The organism is Accumulibacter sp., from assembly GCF_023806625.1.
In the GTDB taxonomy this organism is placed as follows: Bacteria; Pseudomonadota; Gammaproteobacteria; order Burkholderiales; family Rhodocyclaceae; genus Accumulibacter.
Genome location: NZ_JAMTDX010000062.1, coordinates 1 through 24,265 on the forward strand (window position 1 = coordinate 1; position 24,265 = coordinate 24,265).

Annotated in this window: 22 protein-coding genes; 3 read left to right on the plus strand and 19 right to left on the minus strand. The window is 66.2% G+C overall.

What is annotated here, in order from left to right:
- Nucleotides 1–50: 50 nt before the first annotated feature.
- The 7 genes from NFW05_RS11110 to map form a co-directional block, all read right to left on the minus strand.
- The gene (locus tag NFW05_RS11110) at nucleotides 51–3,152 is read right to left on the minus strand and encodes an error-prone DNA polymerase (protein WP_295306445.1); all 3,102 of its coding nucleotides are present in this window, start codon (nucleotides 3,150–3,152) and stop codon (nucleotides 51–53) included.
- A 141-nt stretch (nucleotides 3,153–3,293) separates the two neighbouring features.
- A complete protein-coding gene (locus NFW05_RS11115) occupies nucleotides 3,294–4,439 on the minus strand; it encodes a nucleotidyltransferase family protein (protein WP_295306447.1) in 1,146 nt (381 codons plus the stop codon).
- Nucleotides 4,429–5,370: an HprK-related kinase A gene (locus NFW05_RS11120; protein WP_311104709.1), complete on the minus strand. Its 942-nt coding sequence runs from the start codon at nucleotides 5,368–5,370 to the stop codon at nucleotides 4,429–4,431. Before NFW05_RS11120 ends, NFW05_RS11115 begins: the two co-directional genes overlap by 11 nt.
- Nucleotides 5,336–5,665 carry an HPr-rel-A system PqqD family peptide chaperone gene (locus NFW05_RS11125; protein WP_295306450.1) on the minus strand — a complete coding sequence of 110 codons (330 nt, stop codon included), beginning with the start codon at nucleotides 5,663–5,665 and terminating at the stop codon, nucleotides 5,336–5,338. The genes NFW05_RS11120 and NFW05_RS11125 overlap by 35 nt, the downstream gene beginning before the upstream one ends.
- 83 nt (nucleotides 5,666–5,748) lie before the next feature.
- A complete protein-coding gene (locus NFW05_RS11130; RefSeq protein ID WP_295306453.1) occupies nucleotides 5,749–6,228 on the minus strand; it encodes a hypothetical protein in 480 nt (159 codons plus the stop codon).
- Between the two features lie 403 nt (nucleotides 6,229–6,631).
- Nucleotides 6,632–9,214, minus strand: coding sequence for a [protein-PII] uridylyltransferase (locus NFW05_RS11135; protein WP_295306456.1), 2,583 nt, complete (start codon nucleotides 9,212–9,214; stop codon nucleotides 6,632–6,634).
- Nucleotides 9,211–10,020, minus strand: a complete 810-nt coding sequence (map, locus tag NFW05_RS11140; RefSeq protein ID WP_295306459.1) for a type I methionyl aminopeptidase — start codon at nucleotides 10,018–10,020, stop codon at nucleotides 9,211–9,213. The genes NFW05_RS11135 and map overlap by 4 nt, the downstream gene beginning before the upstream one ends.
- A 160-nt stretch (nucleotides 10,021–10,180) precedes the next feature.
- Between map and NFW05_RS11145 the strand changes: the two genes are divergently transcribed.
- From NFW05_RS11145 to NFW05_RS11155, 3 genes are all read left to right on the plus strand, one after another.
- Entirely contained in the window at nucleotides 10,181–11,887 is a 1,707-nt protein-coding gene (locus tag NFW05_RS11145) for a hypothetical protein (RefSeq protein ID WP_295306462.1), read from the plus strand.
- 112 nt (nucleotides 11,888–11,999) lie between these two features.
- Entirely contained in the window at nucleotides 12,000–12,512 is a 513-nt protein-coding gene (locus tag NFW05_RS11150) for an STM3941 family protein (protein WP_295306465.1), read from the plus strand.
- Between the two features lie 132 nt (nucleotides 12,513–12,644).
- Complete coding sequence (locus NFW05_RS11155) at nucleotides 12,645–13,259, plus strand: hypothetical protein (RefSeq protein ID WP_295306468.1); 615 nt, start codon at nucleotides 12,645–12,647, stop codon at nucleotides 13,257–13,259.
- 73 nt (nucleotides 13,260–13,332) lie between these two features.
- On the opposite strand, the gene NFW05_RS11160 is transcribed toward NFW05_RS11155, so the two are convergent.
- The 12 genes from NFW05_RS11160 to glyQ all read right to left on the minus strand — a co-directional run bounded on the left by NFW05_RS11160 (nucleotide 13,333) and on the right by glyQ (nucleotide 24,242).
- Nucleotides 13,333–14,955 (minus strand): ABC-F family ATPase, encoded by a 1,623-nt coding sequence (locus tag NFW05_RS11160; protein ID WP_295306471.1) that lies wholly within the window; start codon nucleotides 14,953–14,955, stop codon nucleotides 13,333–13,335.
- A 111-nt stretch (nucleotides 14,956–15,066) separates the two neighbouring features.
- A complete protein-coding gene (locus tag NFW05_RS11165; protein ID WP_295306474.1) occupies nucleotides 15,067–15,417 on the minus strand; it encodes a hypothetical protein in 351 nt (116 codons plus the stop codon).
- A gap of 116 nt (nucleotides 15,418–15,533) precedes the next feature.
- Entirely contained in the window at nucleotides 15,534–16,043 is a 510-nt protein-coding gene (locus NFW05_RS11170; protein ID WP_295306478.1) for an HD domain-containing protein, read from the minus strand.
- Nucleotides 16,036–17,031 (minus strand): sterol desaturase family protein, encoded by a 996-nt coding sequence (locus tag NFW05_RS11175; protein ID WP_295306481.1) that lies wholly within the window; start codon nucleotides 17,029–17,031, stop codon nucleotides 16,036–16,038. Before NFW05_RS11175 ends, NFW05_RS11170 begins: the two co-directional genes overlap by 8 nt.
- Nucleotides 17,028–17,780: a polysaccharide deacetylase family protein gene (locus tag NFW05_RS11180; RefSeq protein ID WP_295306484.1), complete on the minus strand. Its 753-nt coding sequence runs from the start codon at nucleotides 17,778–17,780 to the stop codon at nucleotides 17,028–17,030. The genes NFW05_RS11175 and NFW05_RS11180 overlap by 4 nt, the downstream gene beginning before the upstream one ends.
- Nucleotides 17,777–18,772, minus strand: coding sequence for a YncE family protein (locus tag NFW05_RS11185; protein WP_295306777.1), 996 nt, complete (start codon nucleotides 18,770–18,772; stop codon nucleotides 17,777–17,779). Before NFW05_RS11185 ends, NFW05_RS11180 begins: the two co-directional genes overlap by 4 nt.
- Before the next feature lie 77 nt (nucleotides 18,773–18,849).
- On the minus strand, nucleotides 18,850–19,236 hold the full coding sequence (gene gloA, locus NFW05_RS11190; protein WP_295306487.1) for a lactoylglutathione lyase: 387 nt from the start codon (nucleotides 19,234–19,236) through the stop codon (nucleotides 18,850–18,852).
- A 9-nt stretch (nucleotides 19,237–19,245) separates the two neighbouring features.
- Nucleotides 19,246–20,001: a SprT family zinc-dependent metalloprotease gene (locus tag NFW05_RS11195; RefSeq protein ID WP_295306490.1), complete on the minus strand. Its 756-nt coding sequence runs from the start codon at nucleotides 19,999–20,001 to the stop codon at nucleotides 19,246–19,248.
- Nucleotides 19,985–20,728, minus strand: coding sequence for a lysophospholipid acyltransferase family protein (locus NFW05_RS11200; protein ID WP_295306492.1), 744 nt, complete (start codon nucleotides 20,726–20,728; stop codon nucleotides 19,985–19,987). Before NFW05_RS11200 ends, NFW05_RS11195 begins: the two co-directional genes overlap by 17 nt.
- Nucleotides 20,728–21,264 (minus strand): D-glycero-beta-D-manno-heptose 1,7-bisphosphate 7-phosphatase, encoded by a 537-nt coding sequence (gene gmhB, locus NFW05_RS11205; RefSeq protein WP_295306495.1) that lies wholly within the window; start codon nucleotides 21,262–21,264, stop codon nucleotides 20,728–20,730. Before gmhB ends, NFW05_RS11200 begins: the two co-directional genes overlap by 1 nt.
- The gene (gene glyS / locus NFW05_RS11210) at nucleotides 21,261–23,336 is read right to left on the minus strand and encodes a glycine--tRNA ligase subunit beta (RefSeq protein WP_295306498.1); all 2,076 of its coding nucleotides are present in this window, start codon (nucleotides 23,334–23,336) and stop codon (nucleotides 21,261–21,263) included. The genes gmhB and glyS overlap by 4 nt, the downstream gene beginning before the upstream one ends.
- Nucleotides 23,337–24,242 (minus strand): glycine--tRNA ligase subunit alpha, encoded by a 906-nt coding sequence (gene glyQ, locus NFW05_RS11215; RefSeq protein ID WP_295306501.1) that lies wholly within the window; start codon nucleotides 24,240–24,242, stop codon nucleotides 23,337–23,339.
- Nucleotides 24,243–24,265 lie beyond the last annotated feature (23 nt).

The window sequence follows — 24,265 nt, forward strand, 5'->3', positions numbered from 1 at the left end:
TTCTCCAGCCAATTCAGCCCACTACGTCGGCACAGTGGGCAAAGTTCGGGCTAGCAGAAATCGCGGCTGCTCGTCGGCAGTCGTCCAAGCAGCGCCGAGAGATCGACGAGGCGCCCGGCGACGAGATGGACGACCGTTCCTTCGCGCTGGACCTGCCCGAAGACACCGAGCAGGCGCGCGCCGAGCAGCTCCCGGCGCTGTTTCTCGACGAGCCGCGAGTGGACGACGACGTTGGCCAGTCCGGTTTCGTCCTCGAGGGTGACGAAGACGATACCGCTGCTCGTCCCCGGCCGCTGGCGGCAGGTGACGATTCCGGCCGCCCGGGCGATCTGGCGGTCGGCGGCCCCGTTGAGTTCGCTGGCCGACAGGAAACGCTGCGCGGCGAGCCGGCGACGCAGCAGACTCAGCGGGTGGCGGCCGAGCGTCAGGCCGGTCGTCGCATAGTCGGCGATCAGCTCTTCGGCCTCGCCGGGCGCGTCGAATTCGACAGCCGCTTCGGGCGGAACGCTGTCGCTCAGCAGATCGGCCTGCACGGCAATTCCGGCAGCGATCCACACGGCCTGGCGGCGATGACCGGCCAGGTCGGCCAGCGCCCCGGCAGCGGCGAGCCGATCGAGGTCGTGGCGGGCGATCCGTGCCCGGGCAGCGAGGTCGGCGATGCTGACGAAGGCGCGCTCGGCGCGGGCGGCGACGAGTCGCGTGGCGGCTGCCTCGGAGAGTCCGCCGATGGCCGACAGGCCGAGGCGGACGGCCGGGCCGGCAGCGGGTGGGGAGGTATCTTCGAGCCGGGCTTCCCGGGCACTGCGGCAGGCGCTCGCCGGGCGGACCTCGACGCCATGCCGGCGAGCGTCCTGGACGAGTTGCGACGGCGAATAGAAACCCATCGGCTGGCTGTTCAGCAGTGCGCAGAGAAACGCCGCCGGGTGATGGCGCTTGAGCCAGGCCGAGACATAGACGAGCAGGGCGAACGATGCGGCGTGCGATTCGGGGAAGCCGTATTCGCCGAAGCCGCGAATCTGCGCGAAGATGCGCTGCGCGAAAGCTTCGTCGTACCCGCGCTGGCGCATGCCGGAGATCAGCTTTTCCTCGAAGGGTTCGAGGCCACCCTTGCGCCGCCAGGCGGCCATCGCCCGGCGCAACTGGTCGGCCTCGCCGGGAGTGAAGCCGGCCGCTGCGACGGCAAGCTGCATGACCTGCTCCTGAAAGATTGGCACGCCGCAGGTGCGCCCGAGAACCGCGGCCACTTCCGGACGCATCGCTTCGATCGCTTCGCGGCCATGCCGGCGGCGCAGGTAGGGATGGACCATGTCTCCCTGGATCGGGCCAGGTCTGACGATCGCCACCTCGATCACCAGATCGTAGAAGTGGCGTGGCTGGAGGCGCGGCAGCATGGCCATCTGCGCGCGCGATTCGATCTGGAAGACGCCGACCGTGTCGGCGGCGCGGATCATCTCATAGACCGCCGGGTCTTCGGCGGGAACCTCGTCGATCCGGCGGCCGATCAGGTCGAGCGCGCGATGGATCGCCGAGAGCATGCCCAGGGCGAGGATGTCGACCTTGAGCAGGCCGAGTGCGTCGAGGTCGTCCTTGTCCCACTGGATCACCGTGCGTTCGGGCATCGCCGCGTTCTCGAGTGGAACGAGGCGGGCCAGCGGGCCGCGCGAGATGACGAAGCCGCCGACGTGCTGCGAGAGGTGGCGCGGGAAGCCGCGCAGTTCGTCGGCCAGCGCCAGCCACCTGGCGACCCGTGGCGCGTCCGGATCGAGGCCGACCGCACGCAGCCGGTCGGGGAGTTGCTCGCGCCTGTCCCACCAGGCGAGTGAGGCGGTCAGCGCAGCGATCTGCGAGTTGCCGAAAGCGAGCGCCCGGCCGACGTCGCGCAGCGCGCCGCGCGTCCGGTAAGTGACCACTGCGGCGGCCAGCGCGGCGCGCTCGCGGCCGTAGCGGCGGTAGAGGTACTGGATGACTTCTTCCCGCCGTTCGTGTTCGAAATCGACGTCGATGTCCGGCGGTTCGCCGCGTTCGCGCGAAATGAAACGCTCGAAAAGCAGATTCGAGCGCGCCGGATCGACCTCGGTGATGCCCAGGCAGTAGCAGACGGCCGAATTCGCGGCCGAGCCGCGACCCTGGCAGAGGATGTTGCGGCTGCGTGCAAAATTGACGATGTCGTAAACCGTCAGGAAGTACGGCTCGTAGGCGAGATCAGCGATCAGCGCGAGTTCGTGCTCGACGCGCTCGCGCACGCCGGCAGGCACCGCTCCGGCGTAGCGCCGCTGCAGGCCCCTGTCGACCTCGGCGCGCAGGTAGGCCGAAGGAGTCAGTCCGTCGGGGACGATTTCGTCGGGGTACTCGTAGCGCAGCTCGTCGAGCGAGAAGTCGCAGCGCTCGGCGATGCGCAGGGTTTCGGCGAGCAACTCGGGAGGGTAGAGGCGCCCCAGGCGCAGGCGGGTGCGCAGATGACGCTCGCCGTTGGCGAACAGAGCATGACCGGCGGCAAAGACGGTCGTCCTGAGGCGGATCGCGGTGAGTGTGTCCTGCAGCGGCCGACGGGCGCGCAGGTGCATGTGCACATCGCCGGCGGCGACGGCCGGCAGATGGCTCGCCCGGGCGAGTTCGCGCAGCGTGGCCAGACGCGTGGCGTCGTCGGGACCACAGTGCAGTTCGACCGCCAGCCAGGCACGCCCTGGAAAGCGTTCGGCGAGCCAATGCACGTCGTCGGGAGTCGCTCCGCCGTCTGGTATCCACAGCGCCAGGCAGTCGGGGAGGGCGCCGCTGCCCGACGGGAATGAGCCGGGGTTTTCGAAGTCGCTGCGCCACAGCCGGTACTCGCCTTTCGGCGAGCGCCGCCGAGCCAGCGTGATCAACGCCGAGAGGTTGCCATATCCGGAACGGTTCCGGGCCAGGAGGACCAGCCGGGCGCTTTCTTTGCGGCCGGCGCCGACGCGGAATTCGGCGCCGACGATCAGCTTCAGGCCGATCGCGCTGGCCGCCTTGTGCGCGCGGACGATTCCCGCGAGTGACGCTTCATCGGTGATCGCCAGCGCGCTATAGCCGAGCACATGGGCGCGTTCGACCAGTTCCTCGGGGTGTGAGGCGCCGCGCAGGAACGAGAAATTCGAGCAGCAGTGCAGTTCGGCGTAAGCGGGAAGCACGTCGACACAAAATAACTGTACAAGATTACAGTATATCGCCCGCTGGAAGGCGCTGGCCAGGCTTTTCGGCATGACCCGGGTGAGTTCGCAGACGACTGCGCAGGCCGTCGTGCAGGTTCGCCGGGTCGGCCGGGCCGGCGTCTACTGCTGCTTGAGGTCGAGCTGCGCCAGGTCGATCCGCTTCCGGGCTCCGCGAAAGCGCAGCCAGGTCTTGCGCGACAGGTGTCGCGCGAGCAGCAAGGGCGGCATGCGCAGCCAGTGCGCGCGGACGTAGATCAGCCAGCGCGCCAGGCCGGCCCGCGTCAGCGGATGGTCGGGGTGGCCGGGAAGCAGTGCGAGGTCGATCAGCTTCTCCATCGGCGCGCGCAGCGGCCATGGCGGCGACACTCGGCGAAGCCCGCCGAGAACTTCCCGAGGAACCGGGGTCGCGAACAGGCGCTCTGCCGCGCGCAGGCCGTAGAACAATGGGCGGGCAAAGCCCAGATCACCCGCCTTGCGCACGAGTTGATCCCAGAAGCCGGGTTGCCCGGAGAAGTGGGTCAGCAGATCATGGACATCGACGAGATCGCGCAGACGCAGACCTTCGTCGGGATCACCCTCGAGAAACAGGTGGACCAGCGCGTGGAGAACCATGTCCGGCGGGGCGAGCACACGGAGCCGCGGGTTCGCGAGCGGTTGGGCAGCCGCGAACAGCGGGGCTGGGTCAGAGTTGAGCCGGCTGGTGCGCGGCAGCAGGCGATGGTGCAGATCGATCTCGGTGCCCCGTTCGTAATGACGAAGCGGCGGAATCTCGTGCATCCAGACGCGATAATAGCGGTCGTCGTAAGGGTCGATCTGAATCCTCGACCAGCCCCTGGCGACGAGTCGCTCCTCGATCTCGCCGAGGCCGTCTTCGGGGACCAGCAGATCGACGTCGGCGAAAATGCGGCCGCGCTCGGGTGGGAGTCCGGCCAGAAGATACGCCGTCCCCTTGAGCAGGATCAGCGGCTGGTCGACGCCCCTGAGCGCCCAGAGCAGACGATCGACCTCCCAGCTGACCAACGTCTTGCGATGCGCGATGACGTTTCGCGCCGCTCTCAGATGGGCAGCGGCAGACGGCGGTACGCATTCGTCGACCCCGGCGAGTCGGACTTCCGAATCGATGCGCCCGAGCAGCCGGGCGCGGCGGGCGACGCGGACGAGCAGTTCCCATTCGTCGGGCCGCAGCGCGGTGAGCACGTCGGGCGAGCGGATAGCCTCGATGAGCAGGCGGTTGGCCTGCCGGTTGGCCGTGCCGCTACTCGTCACGCGAGCTCCGGCTCAGTTCATCGAGCGCCGCGAGTGCCTCGTCGAGGTCGGAGTAGCAGAGCGAGTAGCAGTCGCTCTGCGCGACCATCTGCGCGACGAGGCGGTAGGCGGTCTCGTCGAGGACTTCGTAGTTGAACGCGTTGCTGGCGACCATCAGGAAGGCCTGGCTCTTCGACATCGGCTGGAGATCGAGCGGGGAGTGCGCGATCCAGCGCGGGAAGACGAACCAGCGGGGTCGTGCCGTCTCTGCTGCGCGCTGGACGCTGTCGACCGGCGGCCTGACATGCGCGACCGTGCCCTTCCGCGTATTGTAGAAAGCCGGACCGATCAATGCTTCTGGCCGAAAGCGGCGAATGACCTCGATCGACTCGTTCTTCAGCGGGATCAGCCGCGGCAACGGCAGCAGCAGGCCATCCTCTGGCCGGATGAGCCCGAACTCGTCGGAAAGCAGTCGCCAGCCCGAGTGGACCAGCGCCGTGCACAGCGTCGACTTGCCGTCGCCGGGCGACGCCGGGAAGAGCATCGCCAGACCATCGCGCTCGACGACCGCCGAATGGAGCATCAGCAGGTGATGTGCGCGGGTCGCGATGCACCAGTTGATTCCCCACTCGACGGCCGGAAAGGCATGCTCGATCGTGTAGGGAGCAAACGGCGATTGACCGTCGAGCGAGAAACACGCCTGCCGGCGGACCCAGCGGCGCAGGCCGCGAGGGCTGGCGATGCGCACGTGGAAGTCGATCAGCGCGTTCTCTTCGACGAGCGGGTAGGGCGCGTAGAGCTGGTGGGCAACACCTGCAAACGCGTCGAGGGGTGAGCCGATACGGATGTTGAAGGGGCCAAAGCGAACTCGCAGACCAGGACCGGCGAGCCGCTTGTCGAACTCTCCCCGGCCGAGGTCACCGACGATCATCGACCGGGGAGACTGGGTCAAGGCGGTCGATCAGGCCGAGTTCCTCGAGTCGCGCCAGCGCAAAGGCAAAGTCTTCTTCGACCAGCTCTCCGGGGTCCAGGCCCAGCGCCGCTTCGACCCGGTTCCTGGTCCCTTCGGCGAGTAACGGACCCTGCTCGAGCGACCTCAGGATCAGCGCGGTAGTTTCGTTGAAAACGTGCGTTTCGGCCGATGAAGCCTGATAGATGATGTACACCTCGTCCCATGCCTGCCAGATCAACGAGCGGGCCGCTTCGGCGAGGACGAACGCTTCACGATCGGGCTGGCAGTTCCCCATCCACCTACATTCGCACAGCGCCGGAAGGTGACCGGCCGGTGCGCCAGCCGGTCGCATTCAAGGACTGAGCAGCCGGCCTCAGGTCAGCCGACGCCCATCGAATTCAGCGAATTCGAGCTCAGGATGGCCACTGTCCGCCCTTGGTAGGCGCCGGACTTGCCGCACTGCCAGTAGTCTCCCTGCTGGACGTGCACCGCCGGCTCGTAGTTGGCCACGCCGATCTTGGTCGTCACCGCCTTGCCCGAAACATTGGGGCAGGCGTCGAGCGGTTGGATCACGCATACATCGCCCTGGGCAATGTTACTGGCATTGATCTTGCCTGCGGGAGGCGTGGCATTGGAATTCACCGTCGCCGAGCCGACCTTGACGCCCGTACAGGATGCGGCAGCCAGCGCGCCGCTGCGCAGCGTCAGCACGAGTGGCGCCAATGCCGCTGCCCCCCGGACCATTCGCCGACGACGTTGGTCAGCACCCGAAGACTGTTCCACGCCGTTGCCCTCGCGAGCCGCTGCCGTCAGCGCGCTGGCTCCCTGCTCCTGGTTCCTGCTGTCCAACATGCTCATCGACATTACTCCAAACAAATCCGAACGTCCGAATGACTTCCTGCCCATGGCTCCGTTGCGTCGGCGAGCCGGTTTGCGAAGACTATACTCTTGATGCAGGGGCGAAGCTGCGAACTCCGTCACGGATGGCCAGGGTGAAAGCTTCGTTACCCGGCCGTTCGACGAATCCGAACCCTGAGTCACTCCTGCTGGAGAAATTAGCAACTTCTATACCAGCGCACTTGTCCAGAAAAATAAAGCGCTAAATCATCGGCTTTTTTCGGGCTGTCTGCACTGCGAAGGATTTGCCTTCCGGCAAGTGTAAAAAAATCCGACACCCGCCGATCCGTCGCGATTTGCTTGCTCGGTGGCCCCGCCCACGCGTTCGCCGTAGTTGGCGGGCAACCGACAACACTCGAAAACCTCAGATCCTGAGGCGTTCGAGCAATTCGGTCTCGAGCCTGATCCGGCTGGCCGTGTCGCCGAGGGTAGCCCCGCTGATCAGGAAGGTATCCTCGACCCGCTCACCGAGCGTGCTAATCTTTGCAGTATGTAGATTAGCACCATGTGCGGCCAAAGTCATGGCGATTGTATACAGAAGACCCGGCCGGTCGGCGGCAGTCACCGAGAGGACGTGGTGCGCTCCCTTCTCGTCAGCTTCGATGGTCACCTGGGGCTGAATCGGGAAGTGCCTGACCTGGCGTGAGAGACGGCCGGTGCCGGGCGCTTCCGGCGGGCTTTGGCGCGCGAGGCGGGCAGTCAGTTCGTGCTCGATGTAGCTGATCATCGCCCGGTCATTGTCGCGATCGCTCAGGTCGAGCAGCACGAAGCTGTCGAGCGCGTAGCCGTGTCGGGTGGTGTGGATCTTCGCCTCGAGGATCGAATAACCCGCACGACTGAAAAAGCCGACCAGGCGGGCGAAGAGATCACGCTGGTCGCGCGTGTAGATCATTACTTCGAGCCCCTCTCCCTGTGGTCTGACCCGCGCCTTGACGACCGGTTGCTCGACGCGTGTCCGGTAGTGCAGCGCCCGGGTGTGCCAAGCGATCTCCTCGGCCGAATGGCGCAGGAAATACACCGTATCGAGCTGTTTCCAGAGGCGTTGATGGACGGCGTCGGGCAAGGCGAAGAAACGCAGCAGGCGCAGCGCTTCCTGCTGGCGTTCTTCGATCAGTCCCTGACGGAACGGCGGCTGGCCGCCGGCAAGGAGACTTCGGCACGTGCTGCGGAAGAGTTCTTCGAGAAGCTGTCCTTTCCAGCTGTTCCAGACTTTCGGGCTGGTGCCGCGGATGTCGGCGACGGTGAAAAGATAGAGCGCGACGAGTTGCCGCTCTTCCCGGACGACCGCCGCGAAGCCCGCGACGACCTCCGGATCGGCGATGTCCTGCTTCTGGGCCACCGTCGACATCAGCAGGTGGTGGCGGACGAGCCAGACGATCAGCTTGCTGTCCTGTTCGTCGAGTCCGTGCTCGGCGCAGAACGCCGCCGCGTCGGTGGCCCCGAGTTCGGAGTGGTTGCCGCCTCGTCCCTTGGCGATGTCGTGGAACAGCGCAGCGACGTAGAGCACCCAGCAGCGCGGGAAGTCACGGATCAGCTCGCTGCACAATGGATACTCGTGAGTGAATTCGTCGGCGAGGAAGCGGCGCAGATTGCGCAAGACCTGCAGCGAATGCTGGTCGACCGTATACACGTGGAACAGGTCGTGCTGCATCTGGCCGACGATCTTCCCGAAGTTCGGCAGGTAGCGACCGAGGAGACCGTACTGGTTCATGCGTCGCATCTCGTGCAGAACGCCCCGCGGTTGCTGGAGGATCTCGAGGAAGCGACGGCGGTTGTCCGGATCGCGCCGGAAATCCTCGTCGATCAGCGTCCGTGCGTGCCACAGGGCGCGCAGTGTGCGTGCGCTCATCCCGACGAGCTCGGCATGCTGCTGCATCAGCAGGAAGGCTTCGAGGATCTTACCGGGATCGTTCTGGAACAGATTCTCGTCGATCACGTCGAGCAGGTCGTGCGTGTTCTGGAAGCGCCCGTTGATCGGTTGCGGTGCCTGGTCCGGTGGCGGCGAGATCGCCGCGCCAAGGTTCTGCAGCAGGATGGTGTTGAGCTGGGTGACCTTCTTCGCTGTCCGGTAGTACTCCTGCATCAGCCTTTCGCTGGCCCGGCGCGCCGGGGTCGGAAGAAAACCGAGCTGCTCGGCGAGCGCGGCCTGATAGTCGAAGAGCAGACGGTCTTCACGTCGTCCGACGTGGATGTGCAGGCGGGTCCGCACGCGCTGCAGAAAATTGGCGCTGCGCTGCAGCTGTTCTTCCTCTTCGTGGGTGATGAAGCCGTGTTGCGCGAGGTCCTCCCAGGACTTGCCGTAGCCGGCTGCCCGGGCGATCCAGACGATCGTCTGCAGGTCGCGTAGTCCGCCGGGTGCCTCCTTGCAGTTCGGTTCGAGACTGTACGGTGAATCCTGGTAGCGGCGGTGGCGCTCCTCCTGCTCCATCTTCTTGGCTTCGAAGAAGACCACCGGATCGAGAGCGGCCCGGATCTGCGCGCAGACTTCGCGAAACGCGGCCAGGTTGCCAGCCAGCAGGCGCGCCTCGAGCAGCGCGGTCTGGATCGTCAGGTCGTCTCGGGCCGCATGCACGCACTCGGCGATCGTCCGCACGCTCGGGGCGATCTCCAACCCGAGGTCATAGCAAGCGGTCACCGCCTGCTCGAGTCGTCGGGTCAGCTCGCCGTCGGGCGGATCGGGCAGAAGCAGCAGGATGTCGACGTCTGACGCGGGGTAGAGCTCACCGCGGCCGTAACCGCCGACGGCGACCAGAGCCAGCGACGCCGGCAGATCGAGAAGTTGCCAGAACTTCCTCAGAACGTCGTCGACCAGTTCGCAGCGTTGCTCGAGCAGGCGGCGGGCGTCGCCGTCGGCCAGGTAGCGTTCGCGGAGCGTCGCCTGGCCAGCCCGGAGGTGGCAACGGCAGTCGGCGATCGCCGGCTGCCACTCGCTGGCGACCAGCGTCATCGCGGTGCTTCGACCCACTCGGGCTTCGCACGGGTGCCCGCAGAGAGCGTGAGAACCTCGTACCCGGTTGGCGTGACCAGAACCGTGTGCTCCCACTGTGCCGACAGGCTGTGATCCTTGGTGACGATCGTCCAGCCGTCAGCCAGGCTGCGCACCGCAGCCCGGCCGGCGTTGATCATCGGTTCGATGGTGAACACCATGCCCGGCTCGAGGCGGAGTCCGGTGTGCGGCCGGCCATAATGCAGGACCTGAGGCTCTTCGTGGAACCTGGCGCCGATGCCGTGACCGCAGAACTCGCGGACCACCGAATACCCTGCCTTCTCGGCATGTCTCTGGATCGCGTGGCCGATGTCGCCGAGGTGGGCTCCGGCTTTGACCTGCGCAATGCCCAGCCACAGGCACTCGAAGGTGATCTCACAGAGACGCCTGGCCTGCACCGACGTTTCGCCGACGTGGAACATGCGGCTGCTGTCCCCGTGGTAGCCGTCGCTGATCACCGTCACGTCCAGGTTGACGATGTCGCCGTTCTTCAGTTGCCTTTCGCCGGGGACACCATGGCAGACCTGGTGATTGACCGACGTGCAGATCGCCTTCGGATAGGGCTTGTAGCCCGGCGGGGCATAGTTCAGCGGTGCCGGTATGCAGCCCTGCTCGTTGACGATGTAGTCATGGCAGAGGCGGTCGAGGTCGGCGGTGGTGACCCCCGGCACGACGTGAGGTGTGATGTAGTCGAGCACTTCGGCGGTCAGTCGCCCGGCGAGACGCATCTTCTCTATTTCTTCGGGGGTCTTGGTCGAAACGGCCATGCCTCTGGCTCAGCGGCGAGTGGGAGGCACGAAGCATAAAGGAAGCCAGGAGCTTAGGCAATTTGACCGGATGAGCCTGGCGTGCGCGAGTCGCCGTAGCGTCCCCGAAAGTGTGCGATTGATGCACAATAGCGCTGCCTCTCTTGCCGGCCAGCGCTCGATGTTGAAGCAGTTTCGGGCGTTCGGGAGGAGCCCGGGTTGGCCGGGCAGGCCAATCCTCGGCGTCCAATGGAGTCAGGCTTTGCTCGCTGTCGTCGATCGCTGGTTCAAGACCCATGTGCTCGAGCTCGGACGGGAACTCCGCTGGTCTTACCTGCCGCCGCTGATGATCTACCTGGCGGCGGGCGCGTCGGAATTGACCGAGATCGTCGGCACCTTCTACGTCAAGGAGTATCTGGACGTCTCGCCAGCCTTTCTCGCAGGCCTGGCGTTCTGGGTCGGCATACCGTGGGCGCTCAAGATGCCGCTCGGTCATCTCGTCGACCTGATCTGGCGCTTCAAGGCGCTGCTCGTCTGGGTTGGTGCTGCGGTCATCGCGGCGAGCATGCTGATCATGTTCGGCCTGATCGTCGAACCGGCCCGCATGGGAGCGGTGATGGAACCGAGGACCTGGTTCGTCGTTTCGTCGCTGATTGGTCCGGTCGGCTACGCGCTGCAGGACGTGGTGGCTGACGCCATGACCGTCGAGGCGGTGCCCAGGGTCGATACGACCGGGCAGCCGTTTTCGGCAGAGGCACAGCGCCTGATGAACACGACGCTGCAGGCGCTTGGCCGGATGGCAGACATCATCGGCGGTCTGGGTGTTGCGCTGCTCAACGTGCTCATCTTCGAGGGCGCCGGTCCCCTGGCCCAGCCGGCCAAGGGGGCCCTTTACGCGAACGTCTATCTGCTCGCGATGACCATCCCGCTGATCTCGATCGTCGGAGTCGTCCTGGCCCGTATCCTTCGCTGGCGGGAGGGACTGCGTCTGCGTGCCCACGGTTTCGATGAAGCACGGCTGCGGGCTCTCCGGCAGCCTCCTGGAGGTGCGGCGAGTCCTGACTGGTGGATTCTCGGAGGCAGCACGCTGTTCGTCGCGATCGGCCTCGTCGTCGGTCTGTCGCGCTCGCCGTTCGGGCAGGAGTTGATCTTCGTCGGCTCGTTTGCGGTGATCGTGTTGCTGATGGCCAAGCTGATGCGCGCGCTCGATGCCGAGGCGAGGCGGACGCTGCTCGGCACGTCGATCATCGTCTTCGTTTTCAGGGCGACGCCCGATCCCGGGATGGGTCAGACATGGTGGATGATCGATGCGCTGGGCTTCGACGCCGGGTTCATGGCTCGCCTCTCGTTGATCGGCAGCGTGCTGGCACTGTTCGGACTGCTCGCCTTCAGGCGCCTGATCGGGGAACGCTCGATTGCCTACACCGTCGGTTTCGTGACGGTCGTCGGAACCGTGCTCGCGCTACCGGTCGTCGGCATGTATTACGGACTGCACGAATGGACGGCGGCACATACCGGAGGGTTCGTCGATGCGCGTTTCATCGCCGTGGCCGACACGGCTTTCGACTCGCCGCTCTCGCAGATCGCGATGGTGCCGATGCTCGCCTGGATCGCCAATTCGGCACCGGCCAGACTCAAGGCCACCTACTTCGCCGTGATGAGTTCGTTCAGCAACCTCGCGCTGTCGGCCTCACAACTGGCGACAAAGTACCTGAATCAGCTGTTCGAGGTCAGCCGTGAGGTCCGTGATCCGCTGACTGCGCAGCTCACGACGCCGGCGAACTATGACCAGCTCGGCTGGCTGCTGATCATCACCGTCGCTCTCGGCCTGCTGATGCCCTTCATGGCCATCTGGCTGACCCGAGCGTGCGGCCTGCGTTGTGCATGAGCGCCAGTCGCACCGAGGGAAGGCAGCCTGGGCAGCCGGGATCTTCGGCGAAGCTCGTGCGAGCGGTCGGTGGGCGGCTTCGTCGGTCCGCCAAAGCCACTCGGGAGTACCGATGGAGCAGGTGACGATCTACCCGGATCCACGGCGCTTCGCAGTCATGGCCGTCGGGAGCCTCGTCCTCGCGGGCATCGGTGGGTTCCTGATTCTCGACCCGGAAGTCTCGCAGACTTCCCGCCTTTTCGGCGGCTACGTCGCGGTGATCTTCTTCGTCCTCTGCTTTGCGCGGGCGACGTCCCGCCTGGTCCGGCGAATGCCGAGCCTGATCATCGACGAGACCGGTCTGTTCGACAACGCATCGTCGGTCTGTGCCGGCCTGCTGAAGTGGGCCGACATCTCCGACGTGCAGGTCTACTCGTTCAAGAACCAGCGTTTCCTGGGCATCGCGCTCAACGATCAGCCGGCGCTGTACGAGCAGTTCAGCGCCGATCAGCGGCAGCTGATGGCCGAGAACCTCAGGCACGCGGGCTATCCGGTCGGCATTCCGGCGAGCGCGTTGGGCATCGGTCTCGACGAGACCTTGCGCCTGATCGCCCGGCTGCGCGATCGCGGTGACGATGTGCACTGAGAGCGGCTGGCGCGTGGTCGCGATCGCGTGTACTGGCGGTCAGTCGACCTCCGGGCTGGTTCGTTGACCGGATCGGCCCGGCTGCGCGGGCCGGAAGGCACCAAGATCGGCAGACGCGGAAGGAGAGAAGGGATGCATCCTGGCAGGTGGTTCTTGCCGTTGTTGCTGGCCACGTCGTCGTGGCTGGTTCAGGCCGAGACCGGCGAATCGGCAGTGCCGGTGCCGGCGACTCTCGACGAGGCGCATGCGCAGCGTGCGCGTGCCGACGCGCTGCGTGCCGAGGCGGAGACCCGCTACAAGGCCGAGCAGAACGAGTGCTACCGGAAGTTTCTGGTCACCGACTGCCTGGCGGCGGCCCGGAAGCGCTACACGGCAACGATCGCCGAGGCCCGCCGGATCGACGAACCGGCTCGTCATTTCGAGCGCGAGGCGAAGCGGCAGGAAGCCGAGGCGGAGGACGCCCAGCGGCTGGTCGACCATCAAAAGCGCGAAGCCGAGCAGGAGGAGAGCGCCAAGCGCTACCGCGCCGAGCAGCAGGCCAGGGCGGCCGAGCGCGAGCGAAAACTCGCCGACAAGGCCAGGCAGGCCGAGGAGGGGCGGCAGCGCGCAGCGGCCGAGCAGGCCAAGAGGCAGGCCCGGATCGAGAAGCGGGCGAACGAGCAGGCCAGGCGAGAAGCGAAGCGAGCGGCCGAGGGTAAGCCGGTGGCCGGCGAGAGCGGGCGGCCGCCCGCAGCCTCCGGCAATTGACGAGCGTCGCGCGGGCTGCCGGGCAGGTGGGTGGGCCTGCGCGCCCGGTCCTCGTCCCGGCTGCTGCCGGCGTTCAGGAAATGCCCTGGCTGGCCAGGTAGTCCTCGTAGTTTCCCGGGTAGCCGATGACCTTGCCGTCCACACGGATCTCGATGATCCGCGTGGCCAGCGATGAGACGAACTCCCGGTCATGCGAGACGAAGATCAGCGTTCCCCGGTATTTCTCGAGGGCCGTGTTCAGTGACTCGATCGATTCCATGTCCAGGTGGTTGGTCGGTTCGTCCATGACCAGGACATTCGGCTTCATGAGCATCAGCTTGCCGAAGATCATCCGCCCCTGCTCGCCGCCCGAGACGACGCGTACGGGCTTGCGCACCTCGTTACCCGAGAAGAGCAGCCGCCCGAGCGTGCCGCGGATCAGCGTCTCGAGGTCCTCGCCTTCGGCCGCGTTGGCCCGGGCGTAGCCGGCGATCCACTCGGTCAGACTCGCGTCGCTTTCGAAGTCGCGCGCATGGTCCTGGGCGTAATAGCCGGGCCGCGCCTTCTCGGCCCACTTGATGCTGCCGCGCTGGGGCTGGAGTTCACCGATCAGCAGCCTGAGCAGCGTCGTCTTGCCGACGCCGTTCTCACCGATGATCGCCAGCCGGTCGCCGCCGTTCAGCGCCAGATCGAGCTTGTCGAAGATCGGGCGGGCGCTTCCGGGATAGGCGAAGCGAAGGTTCTCGACCTCGACGGCTTGCCGATGCAGCCTGTCCTTGTCGTCGAATTCGAAGCGAATCCAGGGATACTGGCGCGACGAGGGCTTGACGTCCTCGGGTTTGAGCTTCTCGATCAGCTTGAGGCGCGAAGTCGCCTGTCTGGCCTTCGAGGCGTTGGCCGAGAAGCGGCGCACGAAACCCTGCAGTTCGGCGATCCGCTCCCTGGCTCGGGCGTTCGCGCTCTGCTGCCGTTCACGCGCCTGCGCGGCGGCTTCCATGAAGTCGTCGTAGTTCCCCGGATAGACCGTGATCCTGCCGTAATCGAGGTCGGCCATGTGCGTGCACACCTGATTGAGGAAATGCCGGTCGTGCGAAATGATGACCATCGTGCTGTTGCGCTCGTTGATCACGTTTTCGAGCCAGCGGATCGTCGAGATGTCCAGGTTGTTGGTCGGCTCGTCGAGGAGCAGGATCTCGGGGTCGGCAAACAGCGCCTGGATCAACAGGACGCGCAGTTTCCAGCCCGGTGCGACGTCGCGCATCGGTCCGTAATGCTGCCTGGCGGGGATGCCGACGCCGAGCAGCAGCTCGCCGGCGCGGGCCTCGGCAGTGTAGCCGCCGTACTCGGCGAAGCGCCCCTCGAGTTCGGCGGCGTGCAGGTAGTCGTCCTCGGTGGCCTCCGGGTTGGCGTAGATCGCGTCCTTTTCGCAGAGGCAGGCCCACATCTCTTCGTGGCCCATCATCACGACGTCGATGACCCGATGTTCCTCGAAGGCAAACTGGTCCTGGCGCAGATAGGCCATCCGTTCCTGCGGATCCTTGGCGACGTTGCCTGCCGTCGGCTCGAGCTGACCGGCGAGGATCTTCATGAACGTCGACTTGCCGGCGCCATTGGCGCCGATCAGTCCATAGCGATAGCCTTCGCCGAACTTGACCGAGACGTTCTCGAAGAGGGGCCTGGCCCCGAACTGCATGGTGATGTTGTTGGCGACGAGCACGAAGAAACCTCGGAAAAATCATTGCGTTGCTGAAGGGGCGCTATTGTACTCCAGGGCCGGCGAAGAATCCCGCCGACGGCCACGGCTGGGCCACGCCGAGCAGCGAGCCGATTAGCGCGGAATGCGTTCGGGAAGCGACGGTTGCCCGGAGGGCAGGAAGGCGAAGGCATCCGCGCCGGCAAACCACTCGAGATTCAGTCCATCGACGACGATGGTTACCGGCACCTCGTGGGTCTTTCCGGCGCAGGCAATGCTGGCCAGCGCCTCGAAGCGCTTGTCGCTGCCGCTGATCACCCGTACGGCGAGTACTTCGGCCCCTGCGGCCCTGAACCGCGGGTCGCGTTGCAGGTTCTGCTGCATCGAAGTCTTGGCCAGATCGCCGACCTTCTCGGGTTCGGGGAAACAGCCGGCGAGCGCGAGTACGACAGCGAGTGCGGCGAGGCCGTGCGGGCTGAAGGGCATCGAAGGCTTCGTTTCGGGCATCGGTGGTCGTCGGGGGGATCGGCTGGCGATCGCGCTGGCGGTGGAGTTGCGCGCCGACTCTGCGACAGGCCGGCACGCGGGTCGCGGGTTGCAGCTCATCGGCCGTTGCTCGGCGGCAAGGCGATCAGCAGGGCGTCGAGTTCCTCCCAGAGCGGGTCGCAGAGCCCGGGACGCCACGCTGCCTGCCGGAAGGCCGAGTGTTCCCGGCGGTAGGTTTCCCAAAGACCCTGCCGCTGGTCGGCGACGCAGCAGCGCACGTTGGCCAGTCGGTCGGCAGCCTTGGCGACCAGCGCGAGTTCGTGTGGCCCGTCGACGCCGGCCAGCCGCGCGTATGTCCCGGCCTTGCGCTCGGCGCGGGTCGTTCCCGGCGGGTCGGTGAGCAGGCCGACGCATTCGGCGACCAGCGGGCCGAAGCGCTCGCGGATCTCGTGCTCGGTCACCGGCGTGTCTTCGACGACGTCGTGCAGGTAGCCAAGTATCTGGGCTTCGACACCGTACGGCGCAAGCAGATCGACGACCGCCTCGAGGTGCCAGGCATACGGTCGGTCGCCGTACTTCTGTTCACCGTGGGCGGCGAGGGCGAATGAGCGGGCGTCGTCAAGCATGATCTTCGGTGGCCCCGGTCGGCGCAGTCCGGCGCGCGGCGAGCGCGGCGACCATGGCCTGGATTCCTTCGCACTGCTGCCGCCAGAAGCCGCTCCGTGCCGCGGACTCGGGGAGGGGGCCGTGGGTCAGCCCGGAGGCAGGCAATTCGTGTCCGCGATACTGGGTCTTGAAGAGCTGGTCCCAGACGGGGAAGAGAACCGCGAAGTTGCAGCCCGAGCGATAGGCGTCGCCTGGCGGGAGTTCGAGCGCATGGTGCCAGCGGTGGTAGCGCGGACTGACCAGGAGGAGTTCGCCGAAGCGTCCGAACGACAGACGCGCGTTGACGTGCGCGAGGTTCTCGACGGTCTTCACGGCGATCAACAGTCCGACGAAGTGTCCGGGGGGAACGCCGACGATCAGCGCGACGACGGCGAACCAGGCGCCGCCGATCAGGTCGTCGAGCAGATGGTTGCGGCTGTCGGTCCACAGGGTCATCTGACGTTGCGTATGGTGAATCGCATGCAGGGCCCACCACCAGCCGAAGGTGTGCGACAGGCGGTGGCGCCAGTATTCGGCGAAGTCGAGAACGACGAGATAGACGAGGAAACTTGCCAGGGGCCGGGTCTCGAGGCCCGGAAAGAGGTCCTCGAGTTGCGGGGGAATGATGTCGTGGAAGCGCAGCCAGCCGTCGATGGTCAGGAAGAGCGGCGCGAGCAGTGCGAAGACGAAGAGCGGGATGATCCCGAGACGGTCGAGCAGCGAGTACAGCACGTCGACGCGCACGGCCCTTCGATCCGGCCAGACCTCGATCGGGCGCAGCGCCTCGAGCGGGCGCAGCAGCAGGAAGGCGACGCTGATCTGCAGCACGCCGGCAAGGAAGAACTCGATCGCGTCGAAAGCCATCTCGACGTGGCTGGCGAGTCCCAGCGCGAGCAGCGGGGGCTGGACAATCCGGTCGAGCAGCCAGGCCTGAACGCCGACGAAGGCCTCGACGAGTGCTTCGATCATTGGCGGCTGGCGAGCGTCGCGAAGCAGAAGCCCCTGGCCTTGAGGCCGCTGATCAGCGGATCGATCATCGGGGCGAAGGGATCCTTGCGTGACCAGATGCCCAGGTGAGCCATGACGATGTCGCCATCCCTGAGACGGTCGAGCGCGCGCTGTACGAGCAGGGCGTTCGGGTAGGCCTCGGAAGGCAGCTCGTCACCGAGGAAACCGGCCGCTGCCCAGCCGACGTGGCGGTAGCCGCAGGCCTGTGCAGCGGCCAGAGTGTTCGCCGTCGTCCGGCCTCCCGGTGCCCGCCAGAGCGGGTCGAGGCCGCGCCCGGTGAGCTCGCGGAAACGGCTGTCGGGCTCCTTGAGCTCCCCACAGATCGCACGCGCATCGAGCATCTCGCTGCGTCCGTCGAGCAGTCGGTAGCGCACCCGGTCGCCGACGTCCTCCCGGAAGCTGCCGTGGCGCCAGGTGTGGCTGCCGAAGGCGTGGCCCTCAACGACGCGCGCCTGCCAGTAGGGCGCCCAGGCCGGGTCGAGCGCATGATCGCCGCGGCTGGTCTTCTCCTGGGCGAGGAAGAAGGTCGCCTTGACCTCATGTCTGGCGAGCGTCGCAGCGATCAGATCGGCGTGGCGCATGTTGCCGGTGTCGAATGTCAGATACAGCGTTCCCTTGCAGGCCGGCGGAGCAGCCGCGGTCGCACCGACCTCGACCGTGCCGCTGGCGAGGATCGCGGCGGCAACAAAGCGGACCACCTCGCGTTTCATCGCAGGCCGGCGTGGTTGAGGAAGAAGACGCCGTGCGGCGAGCTGCCAACCGGGATCGAGAGCTTGAGCTTCTTGCCGACCAGGTCGACGACCTGGACATTGCGCGCGAAGCGTGCGGTCGCCCAGAGCTCCTTGCCGTCGGCGCGCACGATCATGTCGTCGGGCCCTCCGGGAACTTCGTACTTCTCGACGACCGACAGGGTCCGCGTGTCGAGCAGCGAGATGCTGCCATCGACGGTGCGGTTCGAAACGTAGAAATGGCGCTTGTCGCCTTTCGGCTGCAGATTGTGCGCCGCCGTACCAGTGGCGATCTTCCTGACGCTCTGCCGTGCGCGCCAGTCGATCACTTCGACGACACCCTCGCCCATGCAGGCGACCAGCAGATAGCGGTTGTCGGGCGACATCACGATGCCTGCCGGCGTCGCCGCGACCGGCATCACCCAGGCGACCTTCTGCGTCGCGAGGTCGATCGCCATGATCTGGTTCGAATCCTGGAGGGTGACGAAGACGAACTGGCTGTTGTCGTCGAAGGCGAGGTGCGAGGGTGTCTTCGGCGCGGGCAGGCGAGCGACGAGCCGGAAATCGTTCGGATCGTAGAGATCGACCCGGTCGAGGCGCAGCGAGGTGGCGACGAACCACTTCAGGTCGGGCGAGTAGCCGAGCTGGTAGGGATCCGAGATGTTGCGCACGCGCTTCTGTTCCTTGCCCGTCCGCGGGTCGAAGAAGACCAGCTGGTTCGACGCGGCGCAGGCGACGATCAGCGACTTGTCGTCGGGAGTCGGCATCAGGTGGTGTGGCTCCTTGCAGACGCTGACCTTGCCGGTGACCGAATAGGTCTCGGTGTCGATCAGGCTCAGCGTCCCGTCGGCCGAATTCAGCGCGATCGCCAGGTCGCCGGCAGCAGCGGCGGTGACGCCAGCCGCGCAGAGCAGTCCGACCGACACCGCTGAGGCGAGGCGTCGGAAAGGGGAAACGAAGCGTCGAAGGGTCATGATCACGATACGGCGGGCTCGATGGGGTGGCTGACGGGCACTGACTTTCGCGCCGCAGAGAGAGACGCTGGAGAAGGTCAGCTCTTGCGCTGGATCAACTCGATCCGGTAGCCATCGGGATCTTCGACGAAGGCGATCACCGTCGTTCCGTGCTTCATCGGTCCAGCTTCGCGGACGACCCTGCCGCCGCGCTGCCGGATCTGCTCGCAGGCAGCGTAGGCATCGGGTACTTCGATGGCCACGTGGCCGAAGCCGCTGCCGAGTTCGTAGGAGGCGGTGTCCCAGTTGTGCGTCAGCTCGAGTACGGCGCCCTCGGATTCCGGCCCATAACCGACGAAAGCCAGCGTAAAACGCCCTGCCGGGTAGTCCTGACGGCGCAGCAGGCGCATGCCGAGGACTTCCGTGTAGAACGCCAGCGAGCGATCGAGGTCGCCGACGCGGATCATCGTGTGCAGGATCCTCATCTCTTCTCCTTACCAGTGGGGGCAGTGCGCTTCGTGCTGCTTCAGGGCCGCGCGCGCAACAGGGTAGTCGGGGTACAACTCTGCGACGATCGACCAGAAACGCGGGCTATGGTTCATTTCCCGCAGGTGTGCGACTTCGTGGACGACCACGTAGTCGATCACCGGCAGCGGGAAGTGGATCAGTCGCCAGTTCAGGCGGATCCCGTTGTGCGCGTGGCAGCTGCCCCAGCGCTTGCGGGCAGCCGACAGCGCCAGGCGCGGCGGATCGACACCGGTTTGCCGCGCGTAGTGGGCCAGCCGGTCAATGAACAGCGCGTGGGCGTGCTCGCGCAGTGTCCGTTCGAGCAGGCGCGGGCCGTCGTCCGGCGTGCGCAGGCAGAGGCTCAGTGTCGGGTTCTCCGACTCCAGGTCCCAGAGACAGCGGTTGCTCCCCGGTCTGAGGCGGATGGTGACCGGCTTGCCGAGCACCGGCAGACACAGGCCGTCGGTCAGCTGCAGTCGCTCGGGTGGGCGGCGCGCCTGCCACTCGTCGAGCTTCCGGTTAATCCACTCGGCGTGGCGGGCGATCAGCGACTCGATTTCGCGTAGCGTCACGCGATGCGGAGCGCCGACGCGCAGACCGCGGTGATCGATGGTCAGCCCGATCGTCCGTCGGGGAGCGCGACGCAGGAGGTAAGGCACCCTCCGGCCCCCGAGGTCGATGCTCCGGGCGATCTCTGCGGGCGGTAGTGCCGCGGAGCGCACCGCTTCAGGCGGCAACGGCATCGGCACGCGACGGGTAGCGGTGTGGCGACAGGCGCTGCATCTCGGTGTCGATCCATGCGGCGACGAGTGCGTTGATCTTCGCCGCGGACTTGCCGGCCGGGTCGATCGGTGGTCCGATGCTCACCGTGATCACTCCCGGCGAGATCGCGAACGTGCTCTTCCGCCAGAACTCGCCGGCGTCGAGCGCGACCGGAACGACCTTGGCTCCGGTGCGTTTGGCGAGGTGCGCGCCACCGGGCTTGTAGCGCGACGTCTGACCCGGCTCGACACGCGTCCCCTCGGGGAAGATGATCACCCAGTAGCCGGCCGCGAGACGCTCGGCGCCCTGGTCGAAGACCTGCTTCAACGCGTCCTTGGCGGCCGCACGATCGATGGCGATCATCTTCAGCGCGGCCAACGCCCAGCCGAAGAACGGCACGCTGATCAGCTCCTTCTTGAGCACGAAGACGAGCGGCGGGAAGATCGCCTGCAGGCCGACGGTTTCCCACGCCGACTGGTGCTTCGACATGACGATCGACGGCTCGGCGGGAATGTTCTCTCGCCCGAGTACGCGGTAGTCCAGGCCAACGACAACCTTGCAGAGGCCGAGGATGCAGTAGCGCCAGACGGCGAGCAGCCAGTAGCGTACGGAGATCGGAAGGATCACGGCGAGCGAGATCAGCAGCCCGTAGAGCATGGTCAGCAACACGGCCGGCGGCATGAAGATCAGGGTGCGCAGAGCCGCCATCACGAACCAATGATGAAGTCGGTGGCTGCAGCGAGGTCGGGAAAGATCAGCGTGCCTTCGGGGAGCCCGCCGTCGGCCTGCGTCTTCGTTCCCTTTCCGGTCATCACGAGCAACGGCAGCGCCTTGACCGCGGCGGCCGCCTGCAGGTCGCGCAGCGAGTCGCCGACCGACGGTGTCCCGGGCAGATCGATGTTGAAGCAGCCGGCGATCCTTTCGAACATCCCGGTCTGCGGCTTGCGGCAGCGACAGCCCATTTCCGCCGAGTGCGGGCAATAGAAGATGGCATCGATGCGCCCCCCGGCCGCATGGACGGCCCGGTGCATCTTGTCGTGGATCGCGTTGAGCGTGTCCATGTCGAACAGGCCGCGCGCGAGTCCCGACTGGTTGGTGGCCACGACGACGCGATAGCCGGCCTGATTGAGCCGGGCGATCGCTTCGAGGCTGCCCGGGATCGGTCGCCATTCGGCGGGCGACTTGATGAACTGGCTCGAGTCGTAGTTGATGACCCCGTCGCGGTCGAGAATGACGAGCTTCATACGGCCAGCTTCGAGATGTCGGCGACCGCGTTGAGCTGCTCGTAGAGACCCTTCAGTAGGCCGAGGCGATTGGCGCGCAACAGAGGTTCGTCGACGTTGACCATCACCTCGTCGAAGAAGCGGTCCACCTCGCTGCGCACCGAAGCGAGAACCTTCAGGGCATCGGCGTAGTCCTCGTTGTGCACGTGCGAGCGGACGAGCGGCGTCATCAGCAGGACACGTTCGAAGAGCGCCTTTTCCGCGTCCTCTTCGAGCAGGGCAATGTCCGGCTCGGCGGGAACTGCTTCGGCCTTCCTGAGGATGTTGCCGATCCGCTTGTTGGCCGCCGCCAGCGCCTGCGCTTCGGGCAGGGTGAGGAAGTCGGTGACCGCAGACAGCCTGGCGGGGATCAGGTCGATGCGCCTCGGCCGGTTGGCCAGCACGGCCTCGACCACGTCGGCGGGGTGTCCGGCCTCCCGGAGCAGGCCGCGCAGACGTTCGTAGATGAAAGCGAGCAGCGGCTCCTCGTCCGTTTCCAGGGCCATTCCCTGGCGCTGCAGCGCCTGTCTAGTGGTGTCGATCAATTGGCCGAGGTCGAGTGGCAGCGGTGTCTCCATCAGGATGCGCAGCACGCCGAGCGCGGCACGGCGCAGGCCGAAGGGGTCGCGATCTCCGGTCGGTACCTGCCCGATGCCGAAGAAGCCGACGAGCAGGTCGAGCTTGTCGGCGAGAGCAGCGGCGCAGGCGATGTTGCCTTGCGGCAGCAGGTCGCCGGCAAAGCGCGGCCGGTAGTGCTGTTCGATGGCCTCGGCGACGACCGGCATGCCGCCTTCGTGGAGCAGGTAATAGCGGCCCATGATCCCCTGCAGCTCGGGGAACTCGCCGACCATGTCGGTCAGCAGGTCGATCTTGGCGAACAGCGCCGCCCGCTCGGCGAGGTTGCCGTCGGCGCCGAGGTACTCGGCGATGTTCCGCGCGATCCGGCCCATCCGCTGCGCGCGATCGCCCAGCGAACCCAGTCGGTGGTGATGGACGACCGAGCCCAGCTCGATGACCCGGCTGGCGAAGCCGGTCTTCCGGTCCTGGTCGAAGAAGAATCGCGCATCCGAGAGACGCGGGCGAACCACCCGCTCATTGCCGCTGACGATGTTCGTCGGGTTGGCGACGGCCATGTTGGAGACGATCAGGAACCTGTTGAGCAGCTTGCCCTGGTCGTCGAACAGCGGGAAATATTTCTGATTCTGCTGCATGGTCAGGACCAGGCATTCCTGGGGAACCTCGAGATACTCGCGCTCGAACTCGCCGACATGGACCACCGGCCACTCGACGAGTGCGGTGACTTCGTCGAGCAGCGCTTCTTCAGGGATGAGCCGGGCATCGATCCGTCGAGCGGCGGCTTCGAGTTGCGTAGCGATCGACGCCCGGCGTTCGGCGAAAGAAGCGATGACTCTGGCCTCGGCGAGCCTCGTCGCGTAGGCCTCGGGGCGGTCGATGACGATCTTCCCGGTCGACAGGAAGCGGTGACCGAGCGTCGTGCGACCGCTGCTCAGGCCGAGTACCTCGCCCGCGATAACCCGGCTGCCGTGAAGCAGGATCAATCCATGAACCGGGCGCACGAACTGGTGCTCGGAATCCCCCCAGCGCATCAGCTTCGGGATGGGCAGCCGGCGCACCGCCTGGGCAACGATTTCGGCGAGGTGAGCTTCGAGGTTCTCTCCGGCGTGGGCACGACGGACGACGAAGTACTCGCCCTTGCCGTCGTTCGTCCGTTCGAGTTCGTCGAAGCTCGCACCGGCGGCGCGCATGAACCCTTCGAGTGCGCGTGCGGGTTTGCCATCGGCATCGAGGCCGCTGCTCACCGCTGGCCCCTTGCGCTCGACGATGCGGTCAGGCTGTCGCGCGGCGACTTCGCTGATCAGCACGGCCAGCCGCCGCGGCGTTGCGTACGCGGTGCAGACGCTGTCCGTGGTCGCGAAATGCTGCGCCCGAAGCGCGACGAGAATCGCGTCGGCAAAGGCTTCCGAGAGCGAACGGAGCGACTTCGGCGGCAATTCCTCGGTGCGCAGCTCGACCAGAACCGGTTCCTTGCTCACTCAGCACCCCCCACTCGTGATCGCCGGACGGCACATCGGAAAGCCGAGCGCCTGGCGGGAGTCGAGGTACGCCTGGGCGACCTCGCGGGCCAGTGCACGTACCCGGCCGATGTAGGCCGCCCGTTCGGCGACGGAAATCGCCCCGCGCGCGTCGAGGAGATTGAAGGTGTGCGAGCACTTCATGACCATCTCGTAACCCGGCAGCGCCAGACCGGCGGAAATCAGGCGCCGCGCTTCGGCTTCGTACTCGCCGAAGTGACGGAAGAGGAGGTCGACGCTGGCCAGCTCGAAGTTGTACTTCGACTGTTCGACCTCGTTCTGATGATAGACGTCTCCGTAAGTCACGCGGTAGCCGGGGCCCTGCGCCCAGACCAGATCGAAGACGTTCTCGACGCCCTGCAGGTACATCGCCAGCCGCTCGACGCCATAGGTGATCTCGCCGAGAACGGGTCGGCAGGGCAGTGACCCGACCTCCTGAAAGTACGTGAACTGGGTCACCTCCATGCCGTCGAGCCACACCTCCCAGCCAAGCCCCCAGGCGCCGAGCGTCGGGCTTTCCCAGTCGTCCTCGACGAAGCGGATGTCGTGCTCGGACGTGTCGATGCCCAGCGCGCGCAGCGAGTCGAGATAGAGATCCTGGATATTCGCCGGCGACGGCTTGAGGACCACCTGGTACTGGTAATAGTGCTGCAGGCGGTTCGGGTTTTCGCCGTAGCGACCGTCCTTGGGCCGACGCGACGGCTGAACGTAGGCGGCCTGCCACGGCTCCGGTCCGATGGCGCGCAGGAATGTCGCGGTATGAAAGGTCCCTGCGCCGACTTCGATGTCGTATGGCTGGAGCAGGGCGCATCCCTGCCTGTCCCAGAAGTTTTCGAGCCGCAGAATGACTTCCTGAAAGGTTGGCATGAAAGGGTATCGGGGTTGAACCA

Coding starts and splice junctions, on each gene's coding strand:
- gloA (WP_295306487.1), bottom strand. CDS start 19,236: ATGAGGATCCTGCACACGATGATCCGCGTCGGCGACCTCGATCGCTCG.
- NFW05_RS11165 (WP_295306474.1), bottom strand. CDS start 15,417: ATGCCCTTCAGCCCGCACGGCCTCGCCGCACTCGCTGTCGTACTCGCG.
- gmhB (WP_295306495.1), bottom strand. CDS start 21,264: ATGAAGCTCGTCATTCTCGACCGCGACGGGGTCATCAACTACGACTCG.
- NFW05_RS11125 (WP_295306450.1), bottom strand. CDS start 5,665: ATGGGGAACTGCCAGCCCGATCGTGAAGCGTTCGTCCTCGCCGAAGCG.
- glyQ (WP_295306501.1), bottom strand. CDS start 24,242: ATGCCAACCTTTCAGGAAGTCATTCTGCGGCTCGAAAACTTCTGGGAC.
- map (WP_295306459.1), bottom strand. CDS start 10,020: ATGGCCGTTTCGACCAAGACCCCCGAAGAAATAGAGAAGATGCGTCTC.
- NFW05_RS11170 (WP_295306478.1), bottom strand. CDS start 16,043: ATGCTTGACGACGCCCGCTCATTCGCCCTCGCCGCCCACGGTGAACAG.
- NFW05_RS11145 (WP_295306462.1), top strand. CDS start 10,181: ATGTTGAAGCAGTTTCGGGCGTTCGGGAGGAGCCCGGGTTGGCCGGGC.
- NFW05_RS11175 (WP_295306481.1), bottom strand. CDS start 17,031: ATGATCGAAGCACTCGTCGAGGCCTTCGTCGGCGTTCAGGCCTGGCTG.
- NFW05_RS11130 (WP_295306453.1), bottom strand. CDS start 6,228: ATGAGCATGTTGGACAGCAGGAACCAGGAGCAGGGAGCCAGCGCGCTG.
- NFW05_RS11135 (WP_295306456.1), bottom strand. CDS start 9,214: ATGACGCTGGTCGCCAGCGAGTGGCAGCCGGCGATCGCCGACTGCCGT.
- NFW05_RS11150 (WP_295306465.1), top strand. CDS start 12,000: ATGGAGCAGGTGACGATCTACCCGGATCCACGGCGCTTCGCAGTCATG.
- NFW05_RS11180 (WP_295306484.1), bottom strand. CDS start 17,780: ATGAAACGCGAGGTGGTCCGCTTTGTTGCCGCCGCGATCCTCGCCAGC.
- NFW05_RS11200 (WP_295306492.1), bottom strand. CDS start 20,728: ATGGCGGCTCTGCGCACCCTGATCTTCATGCCGCCGGCCGTGTTGCTG.
- NFW05_RS11195 (WP_295306490.1), bottom strand. CDS start 20,001: ATGCCGTTGCCGCCTGAAGCGGTGCGCTCCGCGGCACTACCGCCCGCA.
- NFW05_RS11185 (WP_295306777.1), bottom strand. CDS start 18,772: ATGACCCTTCGACGCTTCGTTTCCCCTTTCCGACGCCTCGCCTCAGCG.
- NFW05_RS11155 (WP_295306468.1), top strand. CDS start 12,645: ATGCATCCTGGCAGGTGGTTCTTGCCGTTGTTGCTGGCCACGTCGTCG.